General features: G+C 62.3%; 25 protein-coding genes. 19 read left to right on the top strand and 6 right to left on the bottom strand.

The genetic code is table 11. The features are described from left to right. On the bottom strand, window positions 1-953 hold a 953-nt coding region (locus FQV27_RS16340; protein WP_147100611.1), incomplete at its 3' end, for a type VI secretion system Vgr family protein. Further along, window positions 950-1,399, bottom strand: coding sequence for a contractile injection system protein, VgrG/Pvc8 family (locus FQV27_RS16335; protein WP_246133139.1), 450 nt, complete (start codon window positions 1,397-1,399; stop codon window positions 950-952). The genes FQV27_RS16340 and FQV27_RS16335, both read right to left, overlap by 4 nt. A 302-nt stretch (window positions 1,400-1,701) precedes the next feature. Here FQV27_RS16335 and FQV27_RS16330 point away from each other — a divergent pair, with 302 nt between their 5' ends. Then, window positions 1,702-3,402 carry an Hsp70 family protein gene (locus FQV27_RS16330; protein ID WP_147100608.1) on the top strand — a complete coding sequence of 567 codons (1,701 nt, stop codon included), beginning with the start codon at window positions 1,702-1,704 and terminating at the stop codon, window positions 3,400-3,402. After that, the gene (locus FQV27_RS16325) at window positions 3,392-5,869 is read left to right on the top strand and encodes an ICP22 family protein (RefSeq protein WP_147100606.1); all 2,478 of its coding nucleotides are present in this window, start codon (window positions 3,392-3,394) and stop codon (window positions 5,867-5,869) included. Before FQV27_RS16330 ends, FQV27_RS16325 begins: the two co-directional genes overlap by 11 nt. Before the next feature lie 43 nt (window positions 5,870-5,912). Here FQV27_RS16325 and FQV27_RS16320 read toward each other — a convergent pair whose 3' ends face one another. Further along, window positions 5,913-6,197 (bottom strand): GNAT family N-acetyltransferase, encoded by a 285-nt coding sequence (locus FQV27_RS16320; RefSeq protein WP_147100604.1) that lies wholly within the window; start codon window positions 6,195-6,197, stop codon window positions 5,913-5,915. 274 nt (window positions 6,198-6,471) lie between these two features. On the opposite strand from FQV27_RS16320, the gene FQV27_RS16315 reads away from it, so the two are divergent. From FQV27_RS16315 to FQV27_RS16290, 6 genes are all read left to right on the top strand, one after another. After that, a complete protein-coding gene (locus FQV27_RS16315) occupies window positions 6,472-7,221 on the top strand; it encodes a carboxymuconolactone decarboxylase family protein (RefSeq protein ID WP_147100602.1) in 750 nt (249 codons plus the stop codon). A gap of 14 nt (window positions 7,222-7,235) precedes the next feature. Next, window positions 7,236-7,697 (top strand): (R)-mandelonitrile lyase, encoded by a 462-nt coding sequence (locus FQV27_RS16310; RefSeq protein ID WP_147100599.1) that lies wholly within the window; start codon window positions 7,236-7,238, stop codon window positions 7,695-7,697. 99 nt (window positions 7,698-7,796) lie between these two features. Next, window positions 7,797-8,777 (top strand): quinone oxidoreductase family protein, encoded by a 981-nt coding sequence (locus FQV27_RS16305; RefSeq protein ID WP_147100597.1) that lies wholly within the window; start codon window positions 7,797-7,799, stop codon window positions 8,775-8,777. Window positions 8,778-8,851: 74 nt separating this feature from the next. Further along, window positions 8,852-9,745: a LysR family transcriptional regulator gene (locus FQV27_RS16300; RefSeq protein WP_147100595.1), complete on the top strand. Its 894-nt coding sequence runs from the start codon at window positions 8,852-8,854 to the stop codon at window positions 9,743-9,745. 122 nt (window positions 9,746-9,867) lie between these two features. Next, on the top strand, window positions 9,868-11,583 hold the full coding sequence (locus FQV27_RS16295; RefSeq protein ID WP_147100592.1) for a YcbK family protein: 1,716 nt from the start codon (window positions 9,868-9,870) through the stop codon (window positions 11,581-11,583). 9 nt (window positions 11,584-11,592) lie between these two features. After that, entirely contained in the window at window positions 11,593-14,160 is a 2,568-nt protein-coding gene (locus tag FQV27_RS16290; RefSeq protein ID WP_147100589.1) for a trypsin-like serine peptidase, read from the top strand. A gap of 21 nt (window positions 14,161-14,181) precedes the next feature. On the opposite strand, the gene FQV27_RS16285 is transcribed toward FQV27_RS16290, so the two are convergent. After that, the gene (locus FQV27_RS16285) at window positions 14,182-14,643 is read right to left on the bottom strand and encodes a MarR family winged helix-turn-helix transcriptional regulator (RefSeq protein WP_147100587.1); all 462 of its coding nucleotides are present in this window, start codon (window positions 14,641-14,643) and stop codon (window positions 14,182-14,184) included. A gap of 122 nt (window positions 14,644-14,765) precedes the next feature. On the opposite strand from FQV27_RS16285, the gene FQV27_RS16280 reads away from it, so the two are divergent. From FQV27_RS16280 to ilvA, 9 genes are all read left to right on the top strand, one after another. Continuing rightward, window positions 14,766-15,830 carry a cupin domain-containing protein gene (locus tag FQV27_RS16280; RefSeq protein WP_147100585.1) on the top strand — a complete coding sequence of 355 codons (1,065 nt, stop codon included), beginning with the start codon at window positions 14,766-14,768 and terminating at the stop codon, window positions 15,828-15,830. Continuing rightward, window positions 15,827-16,390: a maleylpyruvate isomerase N-terminal domain-containing protein gene (locus tag FQV27_RS16275; RefSeq protein WP_147100583.1), complete on the top strand. Its 564-nt coding sequence runs from the start codon at window positions 15,827-15,829 to the stop codon at window positions 16,388-16,390. The genes FQV27_RS16280 and FQV27_RS16275 overlap by 4 nt, the downstream gene beginning before the upstream one ends. A gap of 26 nt (window positions 16,391-16,416) precedes the next feature. Further along, on the top strand, window positions 16,417-17,370 hold the full coding sequence (locus tag FQV27_RS16270; RefSeq protein ID WP_147100580.1) for an MBL fold metallo-hydrolase: 954 nt from the start codon (window positions 16,417-16,419) through the stop codon (window positions 17,368-17,370). Between the two features lie 35 nt (window positions 17,371-17,405). Then, window positions 17,406-18,101: a fumarylacetoacetate hydrolase family protein gene (locus FQV27_RS16265; RefSeq protein WP_147100578.1), complete on the top strand. Its 696-nt coding sequence runs from the start codon at window positions 17,406-17,408 to the stop codon at window positions 18,099-18,101. After that, window positions 18,098-18,736, top strand: coding sequence for a maleylacetoacetate isomerase (gene maiA / locus FQV27_RS16260; protein WP_147100576.1), 639 nt, complete (start codon window positions 18,098-18,100; stop codon window positions 18,734-18,736). The genes FQV27_RS16265 and maiA overlap by 4 nt, the downstream gene beginning before the upstream one ends. A 41-nt stretch (window positions 18,737-18,777) precedes the next feature. Further along, complete coding sequence (locus FQV27_RS16255) at window positions 18,778-19,776, top strand: TRAP transporter substrate-binding protein (RefSeq protein ID WP_222611718.1); 999 nt, start codon at window positions 18,778-18,780, stop codon at window positions 19,774-19,776. Continuing rightward, window positions 19,773-20,291, top strand: a complete 519-nt coding sequence (locus FQV27_RS16250) for a TRAP transporter small permease (protein ID WP_147100574.1) — start codon at window positions 19,773-19,775, stop codon at window positions 20,289-20,291. The genes FQV27_RS16255 and FQV27_RS16250 overlap by 4 nt, the downstream gene beginning before the upstream one ends. Continuing rightward, complete coding sequence (locus FQV27_RS16245; protein ID WP_147100571.1) at window positions 20,288-21,550, top strand: TRAP transporter large permease; 1,263 nt, start codon at window positions 20,288-20,290, stop codon at window positions 21,548-21,550. The genes FQV27_RS16250 and FQV27_RS16245 overlap by 4 nt, the downstream gene beginning before the upstream one ends. 173 nt (window positions 21,551-21,723) lie before the next feature. Beyond that, complete coding sequence (ilvA, locus tag FQV27_RS16240) at window positions 21,724-22,974, top strand: threonine ammonia-lyase IlvA (RefSeq protein ID WP_147100569.1); 1,251 nt, start codon at window positions 21,724-21,726, stop codon at window positions 22,972-22,974. A 23-nt stretch (window positions 22,975-22,997) separates the two neighbouring features. On the opposite strand, the gene FQV27_RS16235 is transcribed toward ilvA, so the two are convergent. After that, window positions 22,998-23,330 carry an Hpt domain-containing protein gene (locus tag FQV27_RS16235; RefSeq protein WP_147100567.1) on the bottom strand — a complete coding sequence of 111 codons (333 nt, stop codon included), beginning with the start codon at window positions 23,328-23,330 and terminating at the stop codon, window positions 22,998-23,000. 125 nt (window positions 23,331-23,455) lie between these two features. Here FQV27_RS16235 and FQV27_RS16230 point away from each other — a divergent pair, with 125 nt between their 5' ends. Then, a complete protein-coding gene (locus tag FQV27_RS16230; protein WP_147100565.1) occupies window positions 23,456-24,679 on the top strand; it encodes an argininosuccinate synthase in 1,224 nt (407 codons plus the stop codon). A 48-nt stretch (window positions 24,680-24,727) separates the two neighbouring features. Here FQV27_RS16230 and FQV27_RS16225 read toward each other — a convergent pair whose 3' ends face one another. Further along, the gene (locus FQV27_RS16225) at window positions 24,728-25,903 is read right to left on the bottom strand and encodes an MFS transporter (protein ID WP_246133138.1); all 1,176 of its coding nucleotides are present in this window, start codon (window positions 25,901-25,903) and stop codon (window positions 24,728-24,730) included. Between the two features lie 94 nt (window positions 25,904-25,997). Between FQV27_RS16225 and mog the strand changes: the two genes are divergently transcribed. Continuing rightward, a complete protein-coding gene (mog, locus tag FQV27_RS16220) occupies window positions 25,998-26,543 on the top strand; it encodes a molybdopterin adenylyltransferase (protein WP_147100561.1) in 546 nt (181 codons plus the stop codon). The last annotated feature ends 151 nt before the right edge of the window (window positions 26,544-26,694 follow it).

The raw sequence follows: 26,694 nt of genomic DNA, 5'->3' as shown, positions 1-26,694 counted from the left end.
TCGCCCGTGCCGGGGATCCGGTCGCCCGACAGCACAAGACGCATCCCCGAACCCAGCGAGACGCAATCCCCGATCGCCCGGTTCCGACGGTCGCCGCCGCGTTCCTGCGCCATGCGCAGCGCCGAAACGATCCGCCCGACGCCCTGATCGGCATAGTCGCCCGGATAGTCGAAGCTTTCGATCTGGCCTTCCGCATGGTCCGCGTCGCCAAGCGATTCGGTCTCCATCGACTGCGTCGGCTTCTTGAAATTGTAATCCACCTGCCGGATCGCACCCGTCGTCAGGTTGCGTTCCGGCGCCCATTCCCAGAAATGCTCCTGCTCGGACTGGTGGTGCCCGTCATAGCGCTTGAACGGGCGCGCGCCGATCTCCTCATGCGCCAGCACGTCATCGGTCAGCACCAGCGTATGGCTGCCCATGGCGTGCCTGAAATGGAAGCTGATCCCGTGCCGCTCCATCTGGCGGCGGGCGAAATCCAGATCGGATTCGCGGTATTGCACGGTGTATTCCAGCTTCGGATAGCCCTGGCTCAGCCGGACTTCCAGCGCCGGATCGCCGAGACCGGCATAGTCGGACAGCAATTCCCCGATGATCTCGACAACCGTCATGTCGTGGAAAATCCGCTGATTGCGGCGCTTGCCCGCCAGCCAGAACCATGGCCGCAGCGTCAGGTCGTAACGGTGCCCGTTCTCGCCCACACCCGCCCAGCGCGCGCTTGTCACGATCCCGTCAAACGGCCGCATCTCGTCATGCGCCTCGATCTCGACCGTCGCATGCGTCCCGATCAGCGCATCGAAATCAAGATCGTCGCGCGTCGAAAGCGCCTCGACCCGGTATTCAAAAAGGTCGTTCAGATGGTCCGTGCCGTCAAAACGAAGCAGAGACAAAACATCCGCGCCAAGCACCGTGTGCAAACGGCCGAGACGTTCGGCCTGGCGAAATGGTGCGTTCATCGGAACCCCCAAAACAAAAAATCACTCAGCGACAATATCGGCAAGAANCCGAGACCGGCATAGTCGGACAGCAATTCCCCGATGATCTCGACAACCGTCATGTCGTGGAAAATCCGCTGATTGCGGCGCTTGCCCGCCAGCCAGAACCATGGCCGCAGCGTCAGGTCGTAACGGTGCCCGTTCTCGCCCACACCCGCCCAGCGTGCGCTTGTCACGATGCCGTCAAACGGCCGCATCTCGTCATGCGCCTCGATCTCGACCGTCGCATGCGTCCCGATCAGCGCATCGAAATCAAGATCGTCGCGCGTCGAAAGCGCCTCGACCCGGTATTCAAAAAGGTCGTTCAGATGGTCCGTGCCGTCAAAACGAAGCAGAGACAAAACATCCGCGCCAAGCACCGTGTGCAAACGGCCGAGACGTTCGGCCTGGCGAAATGGTGCGTTCATAAGGCCTCGTGAACTAAAAAAGATCGTCAAAATCGCGGGCATGTTGGCGGCTCTGTGCGACGGTGCCAAGACAGTCGGGGCAGGATATTGCCGCGAAAGGCGGGATTTTGCCGACGGGCATTGATAATGGGCGATATTATTGGCCCTGCCGAACGAGGCCGGGACATCGTCAGGTTGAGCGTCGTCTTGGCCCAAGGGGCATTCATTTTCAGATTGAATACGAAAATTCGTCCTCAGCGCAGATTGACATGCCAGTTTGACGCAGCTTCAAACGGAACGGTGATTATTAAGGGGTGAATTTGATGACCTGCGTCGGGATTGATCTCGGGACGACCAACTCGCTGGTCGCGGTGTTCGACGAAAATGGTCCACGGCTGCTGCCGAACGCGCTTGGAGAGATGCTGACCCCCTCGGTGGTCGGGGTCGCCGATGATGGTCGCACCATGCTGATCGGGAAGGCTGCGCGGATGCGCATGGCGCGTCACCCTGACCTGACGGCGGCACGCTTCAAACGCCTGATGGGCACCACCAAGAAGGTCAGTCTGGGCGGCAGGGAATATACCCCGGTTGAGCTGTCGGCGATGGTGCTGAAATCGCTGAAAACGGATGCCGAGGCCGCGTTGGGCGAACCGGTTTCCGAGGCAGTGATCTCTGTTCCGGCCTACTTCAACGGGCTTCAGCGGCAGGCCACGAAGGACGCGGCAGAGATCGCGGGCCTCAAGGTGCGCCGCCTCATCAACGAGCCGACGGCAGCCGCACTGGCCGCAGGGGTGCTGGACCGAGAGGCGGAATCGACCTTCGTGGTGCTGGATCTTGGCGGTGGCACGTTCGACGTCTCGATCCTTGAGATGTTCGACGGCGTCATGGAGGTTCGCGCAAGTTCCGGCGATGCCTGGCTTGGCGGCGAGGATTTCACGGCCCGGATCGCGCAGCATCTTGCGCAGAAGGCGGATATGTCATGGTCGGCCCTGTCAGCGCCGGACCGCGAAAAAATGGTCGTGCTGGCCGATGACATCAAGCGACGGCTCAGCACCGCCGAGGAATCGCATGTGCAGACCAGCATCGCAGGTCGCGAGGTCACGCTGTCACTGACCCCTGATGAGTTCAACGACGCGACGGCCGATCTTCTGGCCCGCCTGCGCCGCCCCATCGAAGCGAGCCTTTACGATTCCGGCATCGACATCGACGATATCGACCGCGTCATCCTTGTCGGTGGTGCCACACGCATGGCGGCGGTGCGTGCGATGGCCGCGCGGATCTTCCGGCAACTTCCCGACCGCGCCGGCGACCCGGATCATGCGATTGCGCTTGGCGCCGCGGTTCAGGCCGGGCTTGTCGCGCGCCACGAGGGACTGAAAGACGTGGTCATGACCGATGTCTCGCCTTTCTCGCTGGGGATCGAGGTCGCCAACGAAATCAACGGCAAGTTTCTGGAAAACCGCTTCCAGCCCCTGATCGAGCGCAACACCATCCTGCCCGCAAGCCGCAGTGACAGCTTCGCGACAGTCCAGAACAACCAGACCAGGATCAAGGTGAAGATCCTTCAGGGCGAATCCGCAATCGCGTCGGAAAATATTATGCTCGGCGAAATTGCCGTAAATGTCCCGCGCGGCGAACGCGGCAAAGAAAGCATAGATGTAAGGTTCACCTATGACGTCAGCGGGTTGCTGGCGGTGGACGTCAAGGTCCACTCCACCGGGCAAAACTATTCCGACGTAATCGACAATCTCGCGGCCGCGATGTCAGAAGCCGAAAAAGCCAAGCGCCTGAAGATGATGGAGGCGCTGAAGATCGATCCGCGCGATCAGGCCGAGAATGTGGCCCTGATGGAGACGCTGAAGCACCTGCACGAGATGTTGCTGGGTGAGGACCGCGAATATCTGCAGCAACTCATCCACACATTTCAGGCTGCGCTCACCACGCAGGACCCACGCCTGATCGCCGCCGAACGCGACAAGCTTCACGACATCGCCCGCCAGATAGAAGAAAATTATGTCATCTGACGAGATCGGGTGGCCCTGGAGCGAACTTGGTCTGGCTGCGCCGACAGACGATGCGAAAACGGTGCGGCGCGCCTATGCCGCGCGGCTGAAGCCGCTGAGCGCCGCCGGCGACGATGTCGAGGGCTTTTCGCGTTTGCGCCATGCCTACGAATTTGCGCTGCGCCAGACCGGATCGGGCGGGCACCGGCGCAAATCGGTGCTGAGCGGGCTGACCAAACCGGAAGCGCCTAGCGAAGCCCGGACCCGCACGCCACGCCAGCGCGTCCGCGACATCGGCGAACTTTCGGCGCGGGATGACGCTGACGATCCGACGGCGTCAAGCTCATCCGCTCCGCCATTCGAGGAGGATGAGAACGAGGACCCGTCTCGGGGCGGCAACGACGAACAGCCAGTTGCCGCAGATCCGGCGCGCAGCGAAACTGCGGACGAGGCCGAAGCAGAAACGCACGAACCCGCGCCAGCCGAAGCCGCACCCGATGAGGGGCGCGGGCATGCGCATCAGCAAGGGCCGCTTTCCCGTCCCAAGCCGCAGATCCGCCCGTGGCGCAGCACCAGTGACCCCGCATATTTCCACGAGCGCGTCGCTGATCTGCTGGACCGACCGAATTACAGCCGGGCCGTCTGGGCAGCGTTGCTGGTCTCGCCAGCGCTTTATGATCCGGGCGTCCTGCGTAACTTTGAAGCGGCGCTTATCCGTCATTTGGAACAGCATGACGGCGAAAAGCGCAGTCGGCCGCCGCTTGAATGGGTGCAACAGATCGAGGATCGGCTGGAATGGCGCCGGGACGGGGTCGGGTTCCTGCGGCGCCACCCTTACGCGGAACGCACCTATCAGCAGCATTTCCTGCAACGTCTTTCCGGGCGGCCTTCCCGCGCCGCGGCGCAGGACGAACAGGGCCGCGACCCGTCGCGAAAGAGAGGCGGCCTGTGGAAATTGCTCGGCGCGCTGATCTTAATTCTCTCCGTGTTCAGGCTGATGCGATACAGCGACAGCTTCGCTGATTTCGCGCTTGGCGCGATTACCGCCGTCAGCATCGCGCTTGGTCAGGTCCTGATTTTCTGGCTGCTGTGGCTGATCCTGCTTCGTCCGCTCATATGGTTGTTCGGCTGGCTTGTGCCGCCGATACGCCGCTCGTCAGCGCGGCTTGGCACTTGGTTTCGCGGTGCATCCTTCTTCTTTGGCGTCCAGCGTGGCCGGATGGTCTGGATCACGCTGTTCGCCCTGATGTTCGCATCATGGACGCCATTCATGCTGGACGAGGCACGAGATGTGCAGACCAGACAGGCTGATCCCGCTATAGCGGCCACCGGCCTGATAACGGTCGAACGCACCTTGTTGAACCGCCAGTTCCGACTGAACGCGACACCCGCGCTGCGCCCGGCCCCGACGGTGACCGAGCTTGCGAAACCTGATTTCGTCTTCTCCGCCGCCACGGCTTCGCGGGACGCGAGCGCCGCGACCGAGATTTCGGTTCTGGAACCGCAGGACCTTCCGAACGGCAGCGACGATACCCAGGACAGTCCGAACATAATGCTCAGTTGTCATGGTGCGAATGTGGGCGAGGACGCAGATTGCGCGATCGGATTGCGGGCGCAGATCGGGGCCGTGCGCTATATGGACGTGCCTGCCCCGCATCCCGCAGATGGTCGCGTCATCGAAGCCCATCTGCGCACCGGAGTCGTTCTTCTTCTGCGGGATGGCGCGTGGCAGGCACGGCGCATGGATGATCGGTTGCCGGGGTTCATCCTGACCGATGGCGGGTTTGTCGCTGTGCCGTCGATGTTCAGCGCCGCGGTTACGGAACTCGGCAAGGTCATCGAACCCGCCCCGCAGGCTGCGCCACTTGCGGGTGCGCAGGCGATGCCTGCAGGAAGGCTGACGGGCGGCTTGTCGCTTCGCTTTGACTGGCCGGAACTGCCCATTGATATGGCGAGGTGCAGGATTGACCAGGCAGGCGATGCCGATGCAGCGCAGCAGCCCTGCCACATTGCCGCTGAAGATGTCGCGGCGAAGGGCGGCTGGCTGTGCGCGCCGTTGCCCGAAGGGCGGGCCTGCCTCGATGCGATCACTGCGCGCGACCTCTCGTCTCCGCCTCCCGGTGCGGAGCGTCAGGATGACGAAATCACGCTGACTTTCGACAGCCCCGCAACGCTTCTGGCCATCGACATGGCAGAACGGATGTCGGCGAAATATATTCATCCGCATCTTGCGGACGGGCCGAGCGTTCGGGCCATGCGGCGCATGGCATGCGAAGACTACCTTGCCATCCTTGCCCCCGGCAGCGCCGACACGCCCACCGATTCCGCGCTTCGCGGGGCGCTTATCCGCCAGCCGCACCTACGCTCGATCCGGAACGGCAGTCAGGATGTGCGCGACAATGTCTGGCGCGCGTTCCTGCTGGAAATGCAGCGCATCGGCTTTGACATGACGTCACGATGCGGAACGGTCGGAACCGAGGCGCGATAAGAAACGCTTCTGCGCCGAAGCGCGCACCGCTTGGGCCGATCGGTCAGCCGACAACAATGTCGCTGTAATCGCGATTCTCGGCATAGAAGTGCTGCATGAAGCTGCATGTCAGCACAGCCTTCCGGCCAGATGCGCGGATCAGGTCGAACGCGCCGGTCGCCAGCTTTGTCCCGATGCCCTTGCCGCTGAATTCGGAAGGCACCTCGGTATGGTTAAGAACGAGGTTTCCGTTTTCATCTACGCGGTAATAGGCAGCGGCAATTTCACCATCTTCGAGCGGCAGTTCGAAGCGATGCTCTGCGGTATTTTCCGTCACGCCATTCGACATCGGAATCTCCTATCCGTTTGATGATGGATCAATGCCCGGATGATCGACCAGTTCCCGCGCGGCAGCGGCGCGATTTCGCCCATCGCGCAAGGTGACAGGCCCCAGCCGCGAGAATGTCGATCTTGCAGGCGCGGCCGCTTGTCTCGTGCCGCCCTCCACCGCAAGCCGTATGCAAAGTTTCATGAATTTTTCTCATAGGCTTATGCTCAATTACCCCACTAACGCGCATGAACGTGGGGTGCGATATTGGTGCCGAACGCAAAAGGAGAATGACATGAAACTGCTCGGCCCTATTGCAATCACCCTGTCGCTCAGCGGAGCGGCGGCCGTGGCCCAGACTGAATCGCCGCTGGAACGCGCGGCCCCCGCACTTGCTGCCTATGACGCAGAGATCGTCGAAGGCAACCTGTGGCAGCGCGAGGGGCTTTCGCCCCGTGACCGCAGCATTGTGACCGTTGCGGCACTGATTGGTGCCGGTAAGACCGAACTTCAGCCGAACGAATTTGCCCGCGCGCTTGATAACGGCGTCACCCCCGCCGAACTGTCTGGCATCATCACGCATCTGGCGTTCTATGCCGGCTGGAACAATGCCGTCGAGGCGTCGCAATATGCGGCGGCGCTGTATGACGAACGCGGCATCGCGGCAGCCGATCTGCCCGCCGCAGATGCGGAATTGCTGCCCCTCGATCAGGAAGCCGAGGATTCTCGCCAAACGAACGTGCAGCAGAATTTCGGCGAAACCTCGCAAGGCGTCGTCGATTTCACGCAGGACCCGCTGTTTCTGGATCTGTGGCTCAGGCCGGAACTGGCGCCGCGCGACCGCAGTCTCGTCACCGTAAGCTCGCTCGTGGCGAATGGTCAGGCCGCGCAGGTCACTTATCACCTGAACCGCGCGATGGATAACGGCCTGACCCGCGAAGAGGCATCCGAGGCGCTGACCCAGCTTGCCTTCTACGCGAACTGGCCGAACGTGTTTTCGGCTTTGCCCGTGTTCAAGGACGTCTTTGCAAGCCGCGAAGGCTAAGGAAAGGATATGTCATGAAGATCATTGTCACCGCATTCGCTCTGGCGCTCACCACCGCCCCTGCCGTCGCGCAGGAGGGCACAATTACCCCGGCCGCCGACCGCGCAACTGTGCTTGGCCCGTCCGAAACCTTTACCGGCACCGCGTTTGTCGTACCGACAATCGACATAAGCGAGGACCGCGATTTCAGCATGGCAGAGGTGACGTTCCTGCCGGGCGCGCGGTCGAACTGGCATACCCATCCGCGCGGTCAGACCATTCTCGTGACCTCCGGCACCGGCTGGACGCAAGAGGACGGCGGCACGCGCCAGACGATCAATGCGGGCGATGTTGTTTGGTGCCCGCCGGACGTGCGGCACTGGCATGGCGCGACCGACCAGACCGCGATGAGCCATATCGTGGTCAACCAGCCGCAGGACGAATCGGTCGTGGACTGGATGGAGCCGGTCACGGACGAGCAGTATCTGGCGCAGTGACGCGCCCGGCGCTACCAGTCACAGAACGCCACCATGGCGGAACTGCGCAGACGCGCTTCCCGGATCTGATCGAGAAGCGCGCTTGGGAAAGGATCGATGATGCCTCAGATCAATCGTGTCGAAATCGACAGCGCAGGACCGCCCGAGGTGATGCGCATCGTCGCTGGCGAGCTTCCACCGCCCGGCCCCGGCGAAGTCCGCATTCGCCACACCGCTATCGGCTTCAACTATATCGACGTCTATCAGCGCAGCGGCACCTATCCGCTGACCTTCCCCTCGGGTCTAGGGTTCGAGGCGGCGGGCGTGGTCGAAGCCGTGGGCGACGGCGTCACGGATATCTCTATCGGCGATCGCGTGGCCTATATGAATGCCGGGACGGGGGCCTATGCGGATGCGCGCAATGTGTCGGCTGACAGGCTTGTGCATCTGCCGGATCAGATCAGCGACGAGGCGGCGGCCTCGCTGCTGTTCAAGGGGCTGACGGCGCAATATCTGCTGCGCGCCGCCTTTGCGGCGAAACCCGGCGATCTGATACTGGTTCATGCCGCCGCTGGCGGCGTCGGGCAGATTATGACGCGGTGGGCGACGGCGATGGGCGTCGATGTCATCGGAACGACCGGAAGCCCGACTAAGACGGCTGCGATACTGGATGCGGGCGCGATTGGCGCAATCGACACCGGGGCGGACGACTGGCCAGAGGCTTTCCTGCGCGCGACGGGCTGGCGAAAGGCGCAGGCAATCTATGATTCCGTCGGCAAGGCGACATTGCTGAAATCGCTGGACTGTGCGGCACCTTTCGGCACGGTCGTCAGCTTCGGCTCTGCCTCTGGCGCGCCGCCAGCGATTGACACCGCGCTGCTGCGCGCGAAGGGGGAGCTTTACCTGACCGCGACAAGCGTTTTCCCGCGCAACGCCGACCCGAAAGCGCTGCAAGCCAATGCGGCAGACCTGTTTGACGCAATCGCCAGGGGTCATGTCGCCGTCGATATCGGCGCTCGCTTTCCGCTTTCGGACATCGTCGACGTGCACCGCGCGGCCGAGGGCCGGAACATCACCGGCGCGATCATCATAACCCCCTGATGGCCGTCGCGCGCCCTGTAGGCGGCAGTCCCGGACTGCTAGGATGGACCCCGACTCATGCGGGGATCTCATCAATGCAGCGCAAGGACATGACCGATCTCATCGCGTTTCTGGAAGTCGCGCGCGAGCGCAGTTTCACCAAGGCCGCCGCCAGGCTTGGCGTTTCACAATCCGCGCTGAGCCATACGGTGCGCCAGCTTGAGGAACGTCTTGATATCCGCCTGCTGACACGCACAACCCGCAGCGTCTCCCCGACCGAAGCAGGAGAGCGGTTGCTGAACCGGATAGGATCGCATTTCGACGAAATCGCGGCAGAGCTTGACGGCCTTGGCAGCCTGCGCGACAGCGTGGCCGGAACCATCCGCATCACGGCCGGCGATTATCAGATCCGCGAATACCTGTGGCCGAGGCTGCGCGAGTTCCTGCGCGAATATCCCGAGGTGAATATCGAACTCAGCGTCGATTATAACCTTCAGGACATTGTCGCCGACCGCTTCGATGCCGGCATACGGATGGGCAGCGCGGTCGCGCGCGACATGATCGCAACCCGGATCAGCCCCGATATCCGCTTCGTCGTCGTCGGTGCCCCATCCTATTTCCGGTCCTTTCCGGTGCCGAAAAGTCCAGGGGACCTGACCGAGCACGACTGCATAAATCTGCGCCTTCCAACCCGCGGCGGGCTTTACGCGTGGGAGCTGGAAGAGAGTGGTAAAGAAATCAGCGTAAAGGTCGAAGGACGGCTGGTTTTCAATAATATCTATGACGTGGTCGATGCGGCGCGCGACGGATTCGGGCTGGCATTTGCGCCGGAAGATCTGGTCAGCAAGGACGTCGCTGAAGGCAAACTTCAGATCGTGCTACGCGATTACTCGCCGCTATGGGACGGCTTCTATCTTTATTATCCAAGTCGTCGCCAGCATTCACCGGCATTCGCTGCATTGGTAAAGGCGCTGCGGCATCAGTCCTGATGCCGCAGCGCAAAATGACTGACTAATGGTCATAATTTTTTGCAATAATAATTATTGCAAATGACGATTCGCCTATTCAGTGTTAACCTTTGTTTATCAATTGTGTTACCGAGGTTGAATCAATGTCATTAGCGAAAGAAATAGATCTTGAAATAAAGCGGGCGATTGCCGCAAACGATCAACAGAAGCTGGACCAGCTTCTTCATCAGCTTTACGAACCCAGCGACGGGTCTGACAAACCATTTGATGCAGCCATCGAACTGCGTCCCGAATATCAGGACGAACTCGGGACCGATTCATTCGAAGGCGATGCCGCGATCAACTGGTCAAACCGGATCGCCCGCGGCTCGCGGCTTGTCAGCTACAGGGTGAAGCTTCTTGGCGGGTTTCGCGGACAGCACATCGTCTCCGAAGGCGACAGCTGGTTCCAATACCCGCTGCTTCTGCGCGACATCATCGACAACGTTATGGCCCAACCAGATTTCGCAACGCTTTCGCTCGGCGCGGCTGGCGACCTGGTCGAACATATGGCGGTGCGGCGCGAATATCATGACGCGTTACGCCAAAGCGGCGCACGTGTCATGCTTCTGTCGGGCGGTGGCAACGATCTGCTTGGCGATGGCAGACTGTTCAATTTCCTGCATCGCTATCAAAAGGGGCTCAGCGCGGAAAAGCTGCTGAACAAATCGGCGCTGCAACGCGCCTCTGACGAAATCCTCGGATACTATCGGCGCATTCTTCAGGATGTGGCGCTGAATTTTCCGGATGTGGTTATTTTTGGCCACGGCTATGACACGCCGTTTCCGTTGAAAGGCAAAAAGCATTTTGGAAAACCGTTCGAGGAGAAGGGTATTCCGCTGGATGTCGGGCGCGATGTCATCCGGCTTATTGTCGAACATTTCCGCAACAGTCTTTCGGCACTTGCTAAGCATCACGACAATTACCGCTTCACCGACCTGTCCGGCGCTGTCGGTGGGCGCACGAAGGACTGGCATGACGAGCTTCATCCAAGCGATGAAGGCTTCGCACGGGCGGCGCAGCCGCTTCTCGATGCAGTCCGCGCTCATCTGGACCGACCGGCAACGCCGCTTTTTGAATCTGCGGCAATCCCGGCTGCGGAAGCACGACGTGACAGGGGCCATGTTGACGGCAGCATGATCCTGTCGGATGCAGGGTCCGCCGCGATACCGGCAGCCTCCAGCGATCTTGTCGAGACCCTTTACCGCAACGCCGTCCGCCAGCGATCGCAGGCAGATGCAGGCGACCCCGATGCGGGAGAGGACCGCTTCATCAACCCGACCGACGGGCTGGACATGTCGGGCTTTGGCCAGGACCCTCAGAGCGATATCGAAATTCTGGAAGAAGCGTTCCGCACCCCCGGCGGCTTCGAATCGAGCAATTTCAACGCGGCGGGTTTCAGCGATTTCTTTACGCTGCAAGACCTGCGGCACTTCAATATGGCCGAAATCCTGTATCTCGGCGGAAGCAACAGCGCAGGTAAATGCGCCGCTTCGAACGCACTTCCGCCGGCATCGCTCTGGCCCAATATCGTGCCGACGATGCTGATGCTCGACGAAATCCGTGACAGGCTCGGCTGCCCGATCCGCATTCTCAGCGTCTATCGAAACAAGGAATATAACGCCTGCGTCGGTGGCAGGTCGCGGAGTCAGCACCTTCGTTTCAACGCGATCGACTGGGCCGCGACCGAAGGAACGGTCAGCGACTGGCACCGTATCGCAAAAGAGGTGCGGGCCTCGCGGCCGGAATTCAGCGGCGGGATCGGGCGTTACAACAGCTTTGTGCATATCGACACGCGCGGAATGAATATCGATTTTTAGGAGCTTGCGATGAAAGTCGATTTTTTCAGCAATTGGCAGAACGAACCTTTTTCCAGACTTGACGGCAATCCCAGCATCCACCGACCGCAGAAGATGCTTGAGGGCTGGGGCGAAGCTGACGGGTTCGAAGCCCGCGTCGGGATCAGGAACCTGATCGACGCGAGCCTTCTGGATCTGCTTGCGCATTATCGCCGCGCCGTCTGCCGGATCACCTGGCGCGGCACCAATTTTCGCGGCCTTTCGGGCGACAATAGCGGCACCGGCTTTCTGGTCGGTCCGAACCTGCTGCTGACGAACAACCATGTCCTGCACAGCGCCGAGGCCGCCACCCTCGCCAAGCTGGATTTCGAATATGAACGCACTACAGAACAGTTGCTGCGGCTGGAAGACCCCGCCGAAGGTCCACGCAGCGAATTGCGCCTCGCGCCTGAACGTCTGTTCATCACCAGCAGCGCGACGGACGGGCTGGACTATACCTTCGTGCGTCTGGCGGCAGATGCGCCGCACGGCTATGGCTTCATCCCGATGTCGCGCGGCTCTTTCACGGGGCGGCCGTTCGAGCCGGTGTTTCTGATCCATCACCCGAATGGCGATTACAAGCAGGCATCGGTCGACGATACCGAGATCCTGAATGTCGATGTCGGGCTGCTTCTATATGCCGCCGATACGGAAACCGGGTCCTCTGGTGCGCCGGTGCTGACGCGGCAGGGAAAGCTTTGCGCGCTGCATCACGCCTCGTGCGATCGGCAGCAGATGGACCTCCGTCACGCGGCCCGCGAGCGCCAGCTTCAGGATGGCGGCGATTACCGGGTGGCCAATGAAGGCATCATGATCTCGGCCATCGCGAATGATCTGGAGCGGCGCCTAGGTGGCGGCGGGGCAGATCACACAGCCATCCGCGAGGTGCTGACCCATTTTCGTGACATCGACACTCTGGTCGGGCCTTACGGCGTGCGCGGTCGCCTGACCACGGTCGAATCCGGTTATGCCTCGGCAGGGGTGGATACTGTCGTGCGCGCAATCAACGCCACCGGGCAGGATCTGGATATCGCGGTCTGGAACATGGAATGGCTGCACGCGCTGCGCCACGATCAGGCGACCTTGCGCCGGATTGCCACTGTCTTTGCGGATATGACGCAGGATATCTGGATCATGGACAGCATCTCGCCCGAATCCACGCGCCAGATGCTGGCCAGTCTGCGTGAACAGTTTGGCCAGTCCTACGAATGCGTGTTTGCCGAGGATGAGATCCATCCGGCCCAGCCCGGAACGGCGATCGTCTATAACCGCGAAACGGTAGAGGTCGAACGTCTGGTCTGGCCCGACGAGGTGGCGAAACTGTGGCGGCTACGCGCACAGCAGGACATGGCGCTGCAAAATCTCAGCGGCCCGATCTTTCCAAGCTTCCCGGCCTGTTTCCGCGTCACGGCCCTGCAACGCAGCGAACCTGCAAGCATAAGGCTGCTTCCCCTGTTCATCGGCGAAAAGATCAACGCCGCCCTCAGGCGCGCAGTCGCGGCACGGGTCATTGACCGCATCATCGAAATCTTCGGTGAGATCGTGGACATCAGCGAAGACTGGCTGGTCTTCGGCGACACGAACACCCCTTTGCGCCAAAGCAGGCTGCTCGCTTTGCAAGACCTAGGTTTTCGGCCCATCATCTCGTTCGACCGAGAGCGGGGCGGCGTCACCTATCTGGTCGGGCAGCGACGTGTCCTGTCGCATCTTTATGTGCCGAAAGGGATGGAGGCCGTGGGCGATGACGGGGAATATATCACCACCGTCGATTGCGCCTTCGACGGCAAGTTCATCGACTCGCTGACCGGGACATCGCCTTTCGGCATCCGTGTCGCGCTTCTGGAACCCGCGATGCTCAGCGACATGGATCGGGCAGAACGATATGTGAGACATTATTCGGCACCGCATCTGATCGCGCAGGGCGATGCGGTTGCGGAGGATTGGGAATGGCACGGCCTTGGCAGGCAAGGCTTTGTCACGCGCAATCGCGACGGGCTGGTGCGCGTGGTGGAACAGACGAATGCCGCGCTGAATGCGCCGGGCGATCAGCAATTAACGCTGCTTGATCTTGTGACACTGATCTTCTGCGAGGGTAATTTCGACGACGGACCGCCGTCCGAAGGTGGCGTGATGCCACTGCCGCAAAGGCTGTCGCTTTGGCTTGGTGACGCCGCACCGGCGCATGACGCGCGGTTGACCGCACTGGAAAACGTCGCGCTTTACGCCCGCTATCTCGGTCAGCTCAAGAACCGGGCTGCGCGGCGGACCGGTTGGGGGTCGCTTTACCGCGATCTCTTCCGCGCCGATGGGATCGCCGGGCATCCGGCGCGGCAGGCGGCGCTGCTGGCAGGGGTCGTGCAGGGGTGCTTTCTGGCCGAAAATTACCCCTCGGGCCGCGAACCGGATATAGCTGCGCTGCTGGACGGGTATCGAACTGACCAGACCTTGCAGCAAATCCTGCGCGGCAGCGGCTATGTCCATGACGCGACCGGCATGCTGCAGACCCGCCAGGCACATATCGAGGCGGCAATTGCCGCAGAGCGTGAGTTGTCGCGATAGAATACGCGTCGCCGCACCGCTTCAAGCTTCGGTCGCGGCGCGCTCTGTCTCGGCAGTTTTCTCGGTCGCGGTCAGCTTGTGAAGGATGCGCAGGAATTCCGCCCGCTCGGGACGGCTCAGCGGAGCGATGATCTGTTGCTGCGCAGCCCTGACCGCTGGCTGAATGGTCTGCACGACCGACGCCCCCCGCTGCGTCAGCGTCAGCAGTTTTGCGCGGCGATCCTCGGGGCTGACATGGCGGTCGAGATAGCCGCGTGCCTCCAGCCTTGCAACCACACCGCCAATCGTGACCGGATCATAGGCCACGCGCGCCGCCAGCGTCGCCTGATCTATCCCCGGCTCCGCAAAAATCGTCGCGAGTGAACCATACTGAACCGGCGTCAGGTCGAACCCCGCGGCTTTCGCTTCGGCGGTGAATGCGCTGACGGCCAGTTGATTCAGCCTTCGAATCAAGTGCCCCGGAAGATCGGTGAGGTGGTCCATGACCGGAATTTGGCGGTCAGGCGGCCAAAAGGCAAGAACACTATTTATTCGTATGCGTTTTATACGTATGCTTATCAATATGGCGATTCGCATGAGGGAGGGCAGTCACCATGGATAATGCGATGCAACCCGAAGACTCGGCAGAGCTTCGTGCGCTCTATCAGGGCTTCAAGGACAATCATCTGAACCCGCTCTGGACGCAGTTGGGCGACCTGATGCCGGTTCACCCGCGCCCGAAGGCGGTCGCGCATGTGTGGAAGTGGTCCACGCTCTATCCCCTCGCCAAGCAATCGGGCGATCTGGTTCCCGTTGGACGCGGCGGCGAGCGGCGCGCAATCGGCCTCGCCAATCCCGGCCTCGGCGGCGAGGCTTACGTTTCGCCGACGCTCTGGTGCGCAATCCAGTATCTCGGCCCGCGCGAAACTGCACCGGAACACCGGCACGCACAGAACGCCTTTCGCTTCGTCGTGGAAGGCGAGGGCGTCTGGACCGTCGTCAACGGCGATCCCGTGCGCATGTCGCGGGGCGATTTCCTGCTGACACCGGGCTGGTGCTTTCACGGCCATCACAACGACACCGACAACCCTATGGCGTGGATCGACGGGCTGGATATCCCCTTCAGCTTCCAGAACGATGTCGGCTTCTTCGAATTCGGCGCCGACCGGGTTACCGACTATGCCACCCCGCGCTACTCTCGGGGCGAGCGGTTGTGGTGTCATCCGGGTCTGCGCCCGCTGTCGCAGTTGCAGGACACCGTTGCCAGCCCCATCGGCGCTTATCGCTGGGAATTCACCGACGCCGCGCTGACCCAGCAATTGCTGCTGGAGGACGAGGGCCAACCCGCCACGGTCGAACAGGGCCATGCCGCAGTGCGCTATATCAACCCGACGACCGGCGGCGACGTGATGCCGACGATCCGGGCAGAGTTCCACCGCCTTCGCGAAGGGACAGAGACACCGACCCGGCGCGAGGTCGGCTCGACCGTGTTTCAGGTGTTTGAGGGTCGCGGGGCCGTCACCATGAATGGCGAGACGACAACGCTCGATACCGGCGACATCTTCGTCATCCCCTCCTGGGTGCCCTGGTCGCTGCAAGCCGAGACGCAGTTCGACCTGTTCCGCTTTTCCGACGCCCCGATCATGGAGCGGCTGAACTTTCACCGCACGCTGATCGAAAGCGCGGAATGAGCGATCTGGAACAGGCCCGCGCTGATCTGCGCGCACGGCAAGGGGCCGGCGCGCGCTATGACGCGGCGGCTGCCCCAGCCGAGGCGCTGCAACTCGCGCGGCGCGGCGTCGCCTATATGGCGCGCCTCATCAACGGTCTGGACGATACGGAGCTTGCCGCGCCGTCCGCCCGCGATGGATGGAGCCGCCGGCGCGTCATCGCCGCCTCTGCCCTGCAGGCGAGAGAAATCGCGCAGGCCCTTGAAGATGCGACGGGCCAGCAGGGCGACCGCGCGCCAACCGACGCAGCCGCGCTTGATCTGGCCGAGACGCTGCCCCCGCGCGCCTTGCGCCATCTTGTCAACCACGCGGACATCCACCTCAACGTGGTCTGGCGCGATTTGGGCGACGACGACTGGGACGCCCCGGTCACACTCGCAGGGCACAAAATCAGCGCACGCGACACCGCGACTTTGCGCGCCGATGCGCTGTGGCAGGCAGCGCTCGATCTCGACGCGGGCGCCCGCCTGCGCGATCTGCCCGAGGGCGTCCGCGTGACTGCCGCCAAGGCCCGAAACTGAAACGAAAATAGACGGAGAAGCCTGAAATGATCGGAAAACTCAGCTACGCTATCGCCGCCGCAACAGCATGCCTCATGGCCGTTCCCGCACAGGCGGGCGATTTCATGGTCACGCTTCTGGGCACTGCCAGCCCTGCGCCCCGGCCCGACCGCTCTGGCCCGTCGATCCTTATCGAAGGTGGTCAAAAACGCGTGCTGATCGACGCCGGCCGCAACGCGCCCGTCCGGCTGTGGCAAGCTAAGGTTCCGATCGGCAGTATTGATGCGACCTTCATCACGCATTTCCACTCTGACCACACCTCCGGGCTTGCGGATCTGTGGCTGACCGGCTGGATTGCGCGCCCCTTCGGTGGTCGCGACGCGCCAATGCGCGTCATTGGGCCGGTCGGTACCAAGGCGCTGACCGACGGGCTTCAGGCCGCTTATGACGGCGACATCCAGATTCGCCTCGTTGATGAGGGCAACCCGCCCGACGGCGTGAAAATCGAGACGACCGAGATTTCGGAAGACGGCGTGATCTTTGACGAGGGCGGGCTGAAGGTGACCGCATTTGCCACCAATCACGGCGAGAATATCAAGCCGAACTATGGCGTGATGGCCGAATATGACGGGCGCAAGGTCGTCATCTCGGGTGACACGACCTATGACGAGCGCATCGCCGAAAATGCGAAGGGCGCGGATCTTCTGATCCACGAACTTGGCGCGGCGCAACCCGGACTGCTTGAGGAAGACCACGCGAAACGCGTCATCGCCCATCACACGACGCCGCAGCAGGCCGGTCAGATCTTCGCGGCGGCCTCTCCCCGGCTGGCTGCCTATACGCATCTGGTCATGCTCTCGAACCCCGAATACCCCGAGCTTACGCTGCCCGAGATCGTCGCGCAGACACGCGAAACCTATGGCGGCCCGCTGGCAGTGGGCGAGGATCTGATGAACTTCGACATCGGCCCCGACGGAATCGCCACCTATATCCGCGACTGAACGATGCGGAACCGAATGAAAGGACCAAGCCAGAGATGACACAGACTGTTTTTGCCGCACCCGAATGGCCGACCGTTGACGTGAAAGGCGAAGCCGCTCGTTTCCCGGTGCGCCGCATCTTCTGCGTGGGCCGCAACTATGCCGCTCATGCCGCCGAAATGGGGGTCGAGGTGGACCGCGAAGCGCCGTTCTACTTCACCAAATCGCCGCTGACGATTTTGCCGACGGGCCAGGAATACCCATACCCGCCCGGAACCGACAATTTCCATTACGAGATGGAATTCGTCGTCGCCATCGGCAAGCCCGCTTTCCGTGTCGGCGTCGATCAGGCGATGGATGCGGTTTACGGCTATGCGACCGGGCTTGATATGACGCGGCGCGACCTGCAATTGGCGGCACGCGCCAAGCAGCGGCCCTGGGATTTGGGCAAGGATGTCGAAGGCAGCTCGGTCATCTCGGCGATCACACCTGCGGCGGATTTTGCCGTTGCCGAGCAACCTATCCGGCTTAGCGTCGATGGCGAGGTCAAGCAGGATGCGACGCTGGCCGATCTGGTCTGGTCGGTGCCGGAACTGGTCGCGGACCTGTCGAAATTCTATCACCTCGAACCGGGCGATCTGATCTATACCGGGACGCCCGCAGGTGTCGGTGCGGTTCTGCCCGGCGCCGTCATCCGCGGCACGATCGAGGGGCTCGACCCGGTCGAACTGACCATAGGTGCGCCGGAATGAAATTCCATGGCTATTTCCGGTCATCCTCGGCCTATCGCTGCCGGATCGCCTTCAATCTGAAGGGCATCCGGCCCGAGACCGAATTCGTGAACCTGCGCGACGGCGCCCAGAAATCAGATGCGTTCCGCGAACTGAACCCTCAAGGCCTCGTGCCCGCGCTGGAAACGGACGGCACGGTCCTGACACAGTCGCTGGCGATCATTGAATGGCTGGATGAAACCCATCCCGAACCGCCCCTGCTTCCCCCTGACGCGGTCGGTCGCGCCCATGCACGCGCCTTCGCGCAGATCATCGCCTGCGAGATCCATCCGCTGCATAACCTGCGTGTGCTGAACTATATCAAGCAGAATTACGGGCAGGATCAGGCCGGCGCGGATGCCTGGTGCCAACGCTGGATCGGCGACGGGCTGAACGCCTGCGAGGCGATTGCCGCAGCGCAGACGCATGGCGGGGCGTTCACCTTCGGCGATACGCCGGGTCTGGCTGATATCTGCCTGATGCCGCAGCTGTTCGCCGCCGACCGTTTCGGGCTTGATCTGACGCCCTATCCCCGTTTGCGCGAGATCAGGCAGAACTGCGATGCGCTGCCAGCCTTCGCAGATGCACATCCTGCGAAACAACCCGACGCAATCTGAGAAAATACTGTTAAAACAAGACGACAGCTGGGAGGAAATGCATGTCGATCACCAAACTTACCCGCCGCACCATCATGGCCACCGCGCTTGCCACCACCGCGCTGATTTCTGCCGGCTTTGCGCAGGACGCGGCCGCGCGTGAATTGCGCATGGGCCTTATCACCCCGCCCAGCCATGTCTGGACCAAGGTTGCCGAGCGTATGGCCGAAAAGCTGCCAGAGGCCACGGACGGCGAATTGACGATCGCCGTGTTCCCCGGCGGCCAGCTTGGCGTCGAACAGGAAATGTTCCAGCAGATGTCCGGCGGGCTTCTGGACAGCGGTCTGATGACTGCCGCGATTACCAGCCTGCGCGCGCCCTCGATGCAGGGGTGGTTCACGCCCTATCTGTTCGCCGATGTTGAAGCCGCCGCCGCCGCGTCCGACACGCAGGGCGCAAAGGATATGCTGGCGCAACTGGATCAGGCCGGTCTGGTCGGCCTCGGCTATACCTTCGCGGGTCAGCGTCACATCCTGATGAAGGACGCGCCGGCCACCAGCCCCGCCGATCTTCAGAACAAGAAGATGCGGATCGTGCCCTTCCCGGCCATGAAAACCTGGTGGGAAGCCATTGGCGCGGTTCCGACCCCCGTCAACCTGACCGAGGTCTATCAGGGTCTGCAAAGCGGGTTGCTGGACGGCATCGACATCGACCTTGACGCCCTTGTCGGGCTGAAGTTCGACGAGGTTGCCAAGGGCCTGACCATCACCAACCACATGCCCTTCCCTGCGGCGCTTGTCGTCAGCAAGACCACCTGGGATTCGCTGACCGATGAACAGCGCACCGCCTATACCGAAGTCGCGAACGAAGCGCTCGCCTGGGGCACCCAGCAGCAGGTCGAAGCCGAGAAAACCAACCTCGCGGCCCTTGACGGCAAGGTAGAGATCGTGACGCTGGAAAACGGGGCCGAGGTCTTTGCGGATGCCAACAAGGCCGTGCGCGACAGCTTCGCGGATGACGAGATCATCCAGCGCTTCCTTGGCGAAGTCGAAGGCAAATGAGCTGGCTGTCGGCCCTGTCGAACGGTCTGGCCCGCGTTGAACGCTGGGCCAGCCGGTTGCTTGTCGTGGCATTCGTGGCGCTGATCGTCGCGAATGTCACGATGCGTTACGTCGTGGGCCGGCCCATCGTCTATGCCGAGGAACTGGCCGCGATCCTGCTTGTCTGGCTTGCCTTCGTCGCGACCTCGATCACCGTGCATGACCGCGCGCAGATCGGGGTGACGCTGCTGACCGAACGGCTTCCCGAAGGCATCCGGCGCATCGTCGATATCGCCGTCATGGCGGTGATCGCGGCGATCCTCGGGGTGCTGCTGTGGACGTCCTGGAGATGGGCGACCTCGCCCATGGTCGATTTCGACCAGATCATCACGACCGGGTGGCCGAAGGCGCCCTTCTACCTGATCGTCCCGGTCTTCGCTGCTGCGGCATTGATCCACGTCCTCGCCGACCTGGCCGAGGCGATCACGGGACACAAACCGATAGAGCTTGCCACAGAAGAAGGAACCCAATTGTGACCGGATTTTCCTTCCTCGCCTTCATGCTGGCGGCCATGCCGATTGCCTTTGTCCTGCTGGCCGCGACCTTCGTTTTTGTGCTGATGACCGGCAATCTGCAGATCCTGAATTCGATCCCGCAGATCCTGTTCGGCTCGGTCGAAAGCTTCGATCTGCTGGCGATCCCGCTTTTCGTTCTGCTGGGCGAGGTGATGAACGAAAGCGGCCTGACACGCCGCATCATCATCGCCGCGCGTGTCTGGCTCAAATCGCTGCCGCATAACCTTGTGGTGGTGAACCTGATCTCGAACCTCGCACTTGCGGCGATCATGGGGTCTGCGACGGCGCAAATGGCCGTCATGTCTCGCGTTGTCGTCCCGGAGATGGAAAAGGACGGCTATGACCGCGGCTATGCGGCCTCGATCACTGCAAGCGCCGGGCTGCTTGGCCCGATCATTCCGCCCTCGATGGTGTTCATCATCTATGGCGTTCTTGCCCAGGTCTCGATCGCAGACATGTTAATCGCGGGGATTGTGCCGGGTGTGACGCTGTTCGCGCTGATCCTGCTGATCGCGCTGTGGCAGGCCGGAAAGCATCGCGACCCCGACAGCAAGGGCGCCCCCCTGCCCGAAGGTTCGCGCCTGAAAGCGACACTGCCGGGACTGGCGACGATGCTGATTCCGCTGACGATCATCGGTGGCATCAGCTGGGGCATCTTCACCCCGACAGAAAGCGCCGCAGTCGCTATCGTCGTAGCGCTGATCCTCGGCGGGCTGGTCTATCGCGAACTTCCCCTGTCGCGCGTGCCGCTGATTATCGACCGGACGGTGACGAACACCGCCATCGTCCTGTTTCTCATCATGGCGGCCAAGGTGTTCGGCTGGGTGCTGACCTTCAATCAGGTGCCGCAGGCCGTCGCGGCCTTCATCGTGTCGCTGACCAGCGATCCCACGATCTTCATGCTGCTGATCATGCTTGCGCTGATGGTGGTGGGCATGTTCCTTGACGGCATTGCCGCGCTGATCATCCTGACCCCGATCCTGCTGCCGGTCGCGATGTCGAATTATGGCATCGACCCGATCCAGTTCGGCGTGATGATGTCGATGACGCTGGTTCTGGGCCTGCTGACCCCGCCTGTCGGGACGGGCCTGTATATCGCCGCAGCGCTCAGCAATATCTCGATCACGCGGCTCTCGAAGCTGGTCCTGCCCTATATAATCGCCGCGATTGCGGTGATCCTGATGGTAATCCTCGTTCCGTGGGCGGTCAGGCCGTTCTGAGCATCCTGCGATGCCGGGCCGCCAAAGGGTCCGGTATTCTGCGCCGCGTCGGCGCGTGCTGAACGGCTGACAGGCGGATTGCACCTGCCTGCCGCGCCGCACGGCGTTCCGGGGCGTTATTGACCTTCGCCTACCATCGTGCCACCCCTGTCGGCGCTTTTCATGGGTGCCGCATGTCCGATTTCTCTACCGCTGTCGCCGATGCAGAAACCGCCTTGCGCGACCTGTTCCCGGCGACACCGCTGCAGCTGAACGACCATCTTTCGGCCCGCTACGGCACCGAGATCTGGCTGAAGCGCGAGGATCTGACCCCGGTGCGCAGCTACAAGCTGCGCGGTGCGTTCAATGCCATGCGCAAAGCCCTCGACGCGGGCAGCACACGGCATTTCGTCTGCGCGAGCGCGGGCAATCATGCGCAGGGCGTGGCCTTCGCCTGCCGCCATTTCGGGGCGCGCGGCACGATTTTCATGCCGGTGACGACGCCGAAGCAGAAGATCGACAAAACCCGGATCTTCGGCGGCGACAGCGTGGAAATCGTCCTGACCGGCGATTATTTCGACCAGACGCTTGCGGCGGCCCAGGCGTTTTCGGCGGAACATGGGGCGGCATTTCTGTCGCCCTTCGACAGCGCCGACGTGATCGAGGGGCAGGCGACCGTGGCGCTGGAGATGATCGAACAGCTTCCCGCGCCGCCCGATCTGGTCGTGCTGCCGGTCGGCGGCGGCGGGCTTTCGGCGGGCGTCACCCGCTATCTGGCCGAAGCTGCGCCCGGCACGGAATTCGTTTTTGCCGAACCCCGTGGTGGTGCCAGCCTGAAAGGCGCGCTGGAAAGCGGGGCGCAGCTGACGCTGCCTGCCGTCGACAGCTTCGTTGACGGCGCAGCCGTCGCCCGTATCGGAGATCTGCCGTTCAGCCAGCTTCGTCAGTTTTCGGCCGACCAGGTTCTGACTGCGCCCGAGGACCGGCTCAGCATCACGATCCTGGAGATGCTGAACGTCGAAGGCATCGTGCTGGAACCGGCCGGCGCGCTGGCGGTGGATGTCCTGCAGGACCTCGCGCAAAGCGGTCAACTTGCCGGCAAACGCGTCGTTTGCGTCTGCTCGGGCGGGAATTTCGATTTCGAACGTCTGCCCGAAGTGAAAGAACGGGCGCAGCGCTTTGCGGGGATCAAGAAATACTTCATCCTTCGGTTGCCGCAGCGCCCCGGTGCCCTGCGCGATTTTCTGATGCTTCTTGGCCCGGATGACGACATCGCCCGCTTTGAATATCTGAAGAAGTCAGCCCGCAACTTCGGCTCGGTCCTGATCGGCATCGAAACCTCGCAGCCCGCGAACCTCACCGCGCTGACGGAGCGTCTGACAGAAGCCGGTTTCGCCTATCAGGACATCACGCAGGACGAATTGCTGGCGCAGTTCCTGATCTAAGGCCCCGATCGGACCTTCGCTGCCTATGCCGCGCCGCTTTTCCGGCCACCGTTCCAGCCAGAAAATTCCTTCTTCGTCGCCGCATAACAGTCAAGCAGTGTGGCCAGATCAAACGCGTCGTGCCCGTCCCTCGCGCCGATCTCGCCCTGCTGGCAAATCTGTGCGAAGGCGGTAAAGCCAAGATTGGCTGCGCTGCCCTTCAGGAAATGCATGTCGTTTTCCAGCCGTTCGGCGTCGCCATGTGTCAGCCGCATCACGATGCCCTCGATCTCGTCAAGAAACAGTTCGACCACCGGGGCGAAATCGTCATCACCCAATTCGGCCCTGAGTTCGTTCACCCGTTTCCAGTCGATCATATCTGCCCCCGAATCGCCTGATATTCGCAATCTAACCCAGCCGCGCTAACAGTCGCTTAACGCCCGCCACTTGTGAGGTGCGCAGAAACCGCATAATCCAAGGCCAAATCAGAAAGGACTCGCCCATGACCGCGCCGAAGAAAGTCGTGCTCGCCTATTCCGGTGGCCTCGACACCTCGATCATCCTGAAATGGCTGCAGACCGAATATGGCTGCGAGGTGATTACCTTCACCGCCGATCTGGGTCAGGGCGAGGAACTTGAACCCGCGCGCAAGAAGGCCGAACTGCTGGGCATCAAGCCGGACAATATCCACATCGTTGACGTGCGAGAGGAGTTCGTGCGCGATTACGTCTTCCCGATGTTCCGCGCCAATGCGGTTTACGAAGGGCTGTATCTGCTGGGCACATCCATCGCGCGCCCGCTGATTTCCAAGCACCTCGTGGATCTCGCCCATAGGCACGGCGCCGATGCCGTGGCGCATGGCGCGACCGGCAAGGGTAACGATCAGGTGCGGTTCGAACTGTCAGCCTATGCGCTCGATCCGTCGATCAAGGTGATCGCGCCGTGGCGGGAATGGGACCTGTCCAGCCGCACCAAGCTGCTGGAATTCGCCGAGGCGAACCAGATCCCGATTGCCAAGGACAAGCGCGGCGAGGCCCCGTTCAGCGTCGATGCGAACCTGCTGCACACCAGCAGCGAAGGTAAGGCGCTGGAAAACCCGGCCGAGGAAGCGCCCGAATATGTCTATCAGCGCACCGTGTCCCCGGAAGAAGCGCCCGACACCCCCGAATATATCGAGATCACCTTCGAAAATGGCGATCCGGTCGCGATCAACGGCGAGGCGCTGTCGCCCGCGACGATCCTGACGCAGCTGAACGAATACGGCCGCAAGCACGGCGTCGGTCGGCTGGATTTCGTCGAAAACCGCTTTGTCGGAATGAAGTCGCGCGGCATCTACGAAACGCCCGGCGGCACCATTCTGCTGGAAGCCCATCGCGGAATCGAACAGATCACGCTGGACGCGGGCGCAGGCCACCTGAAGGACAGCCTGATGCCCCGCTATGCCGAGCTGATCTATAACGGCTTCTGGTTCAGCCCCGAACGCGAGATGCTGCAGGCCGCCATCGACAAATCGCAGGAGCATGTCACCGGCACCGTGCGGCTGAAACTGTACAAGGGCAGCGTCAACACCGTTGGCCGCTGGTCGGACCATTCGCTTTACAGCGAAAAGCATGTGACCTTCGAAGACGACGCCGGTGCCTATGACCAGAAGGACGCGGCTGGCTTCATCAAGCTGAACGCGCTTCGCCTGAAACTGATCGGCAACCGGAACGCCAAGTTCAGGTAAGCGATCTGCCGGACCCGGAACGCCGCGAGGATCGAACCTCGCGGCTTTTCATTTCGCGCGTCGCAAAAGCGGGCGCAAGGCCGCAATCCCCATCGCAGGGCCAAGCGCCATCAGCGCCAGCGCGGCAGGCCAACCCAGCCAGCCCGCAATCAGCGGTGTCATCTGCACGGTGAAAATGGTCAGCGCAAAGCCAAGCGCCGTCTGCATCGTCATCAGGCTGCCGGCGAGTTCCGGCGGGGCGGCATCCGCGATCATGGCGGAAAACTGCGCGCTGTCAGGAATGACGAAGGAACCCCATATCAGGATCAGCATGAGGCTCAGCCAGACCGGGCCGCCGAAGCTGACGGCCACGGCAATTGCCATGCATCCCGATCCCGCCATCGCCGCCGCTGAGACCCGCGCCTTGCCAATCCGATCCGCGAGCCTGCCTGCCGGCGCACAAAGCAGCGCGCCAAGGCCGATGGCCAGAAAAGCCGTCATGGCGGCCAGCGATGCGGCCTGATCCTCGGGCAGGCGGCGGCCGAACCCAATCGCGGCGGCTGTGCCAATCCAGCCCCACATGGCGTAAAGCTCCCACATATGACCCAGATAGCCGCCGGTCGCGCTGCGGATATCCCGGTTCGACCACATCAGCCCGATGGAGCGCGCGGAAAACGCCGCAGCCCGCGCATGATGCGGCCCCAACCGCAAAAGAAAGCTACCCGCCGCTGCCAGACCCGAGGCCGCCGCCGCCGCGCCGACGACAGGACGCCACGCGGTTCCACCGCCCCAGGCGAACAGATAGGGCAGCGCTGATCCCAGCGTCAGCGCTCCGACCAGCAGGCCGACCAGAAAACCGCGGTCACGCAGGCTCCACCCGACGGCAATTTTCATGCCCGGAGGGTAGATCCCGGCAAAACCGGCACCCGCGATCACGCGCAGCGCAATCGCCGTATTCGACCCCAGCGGCACCGCGAACAGGCCCGCCGTCGCCAGCGCGTTCATCAGCGCGGCACAGGCCATGACCCGGCGCGGATCGCAGCGATCCGACAAACCCAGCGCCGCCGAAGTCAGGGCGCCGATGACAAAGCCCGCCTGAACGCCCGAGCTCAGCAGGGCCTGCCGCCACGGGCTCAGCCCGCCCTCACGCGCCATGTCTGACAGCACGGCGGCTGTCGCGAACCACGGCGACATGCCGCAGATCACGACAAGGCAAAGCAGTGCAATGGCAGCAGGTTTCGACATCATCCCGTTTCTACGATGGTCTGGTCAGCTTGAAAACGACGCAGATTGGCGTCGCCACTTTCATTTCCTGCCTACCAACGGCAAGATGCGCCGCATGACTGATCGCACGAGCCCCGCCCACATCGCAATCCTGACCGTGTCGGACCGCGCCGCGTCCGGCGAATATGAGGACAAGGGCGGTCCCGGTGCGGAAGGCTGGCTGCGCGACACGATCACCTCTCCGATCGAGGTCATTCGTCAGATCGTCCCCGACGGCCGCGAGATCGTGGCAGAGGCCCTGCGCGATCTGTGCGACAACCAGCAGGCCGACCTGATCCTTGTCACCGGCGGCACCGGCCCGGCGCCGCGCGACCTGACACCCGAGGCCATAGCCGACATAGCGCATCGCGAATATCCCGGCTTCGGCGAGGAGATGCGCCGCGCCTCGCTGCTGGAGGTTCCGACCGCGATCCTGTCGCGTCAGACCGCCGTCAGCCGCGGTAAAACGCTGATTATCACCATCCCCGGCAAGCCCTCGGCCATCGCGACCTGCCTGAACGCGGTTTTCGCCGCTGTCCCCTATTGCCTTGATCTGCTGGGCGCGGCCTATATCGAAACCGACCCGGCGAAGATCAAGGCGTTTCGGCCCAAGGCGAAATAGACCAAATAAGCCGAACGGCCTCACCGACGACTGCTATCTCCTCTTTGCAGCAGCATTGCGTTTCCAGGACCGGTTTCGCCTGCTCGTCGTTCCCCCGCTCTGGAATCCCTTGGACAACCGGCCGCAGTAAGTCTTGCTTTCAACCGCCGAT

This window comes from Paracoccus aurantiacus, from assembly GCF_007993065.1.
Taxonomy (GTDB): domain Bacteria; phylum Pseudomonadota; class Alphaproteobacteria; order Rhodobacterales; family Rhodobacteraceae; genus Paracoccus; species Paracoccus aurantiacus.
Note: the sequence above shows the minus strand (reverse complement) of the source record. Positions and strands in the feature narration are given on the sequence as shown.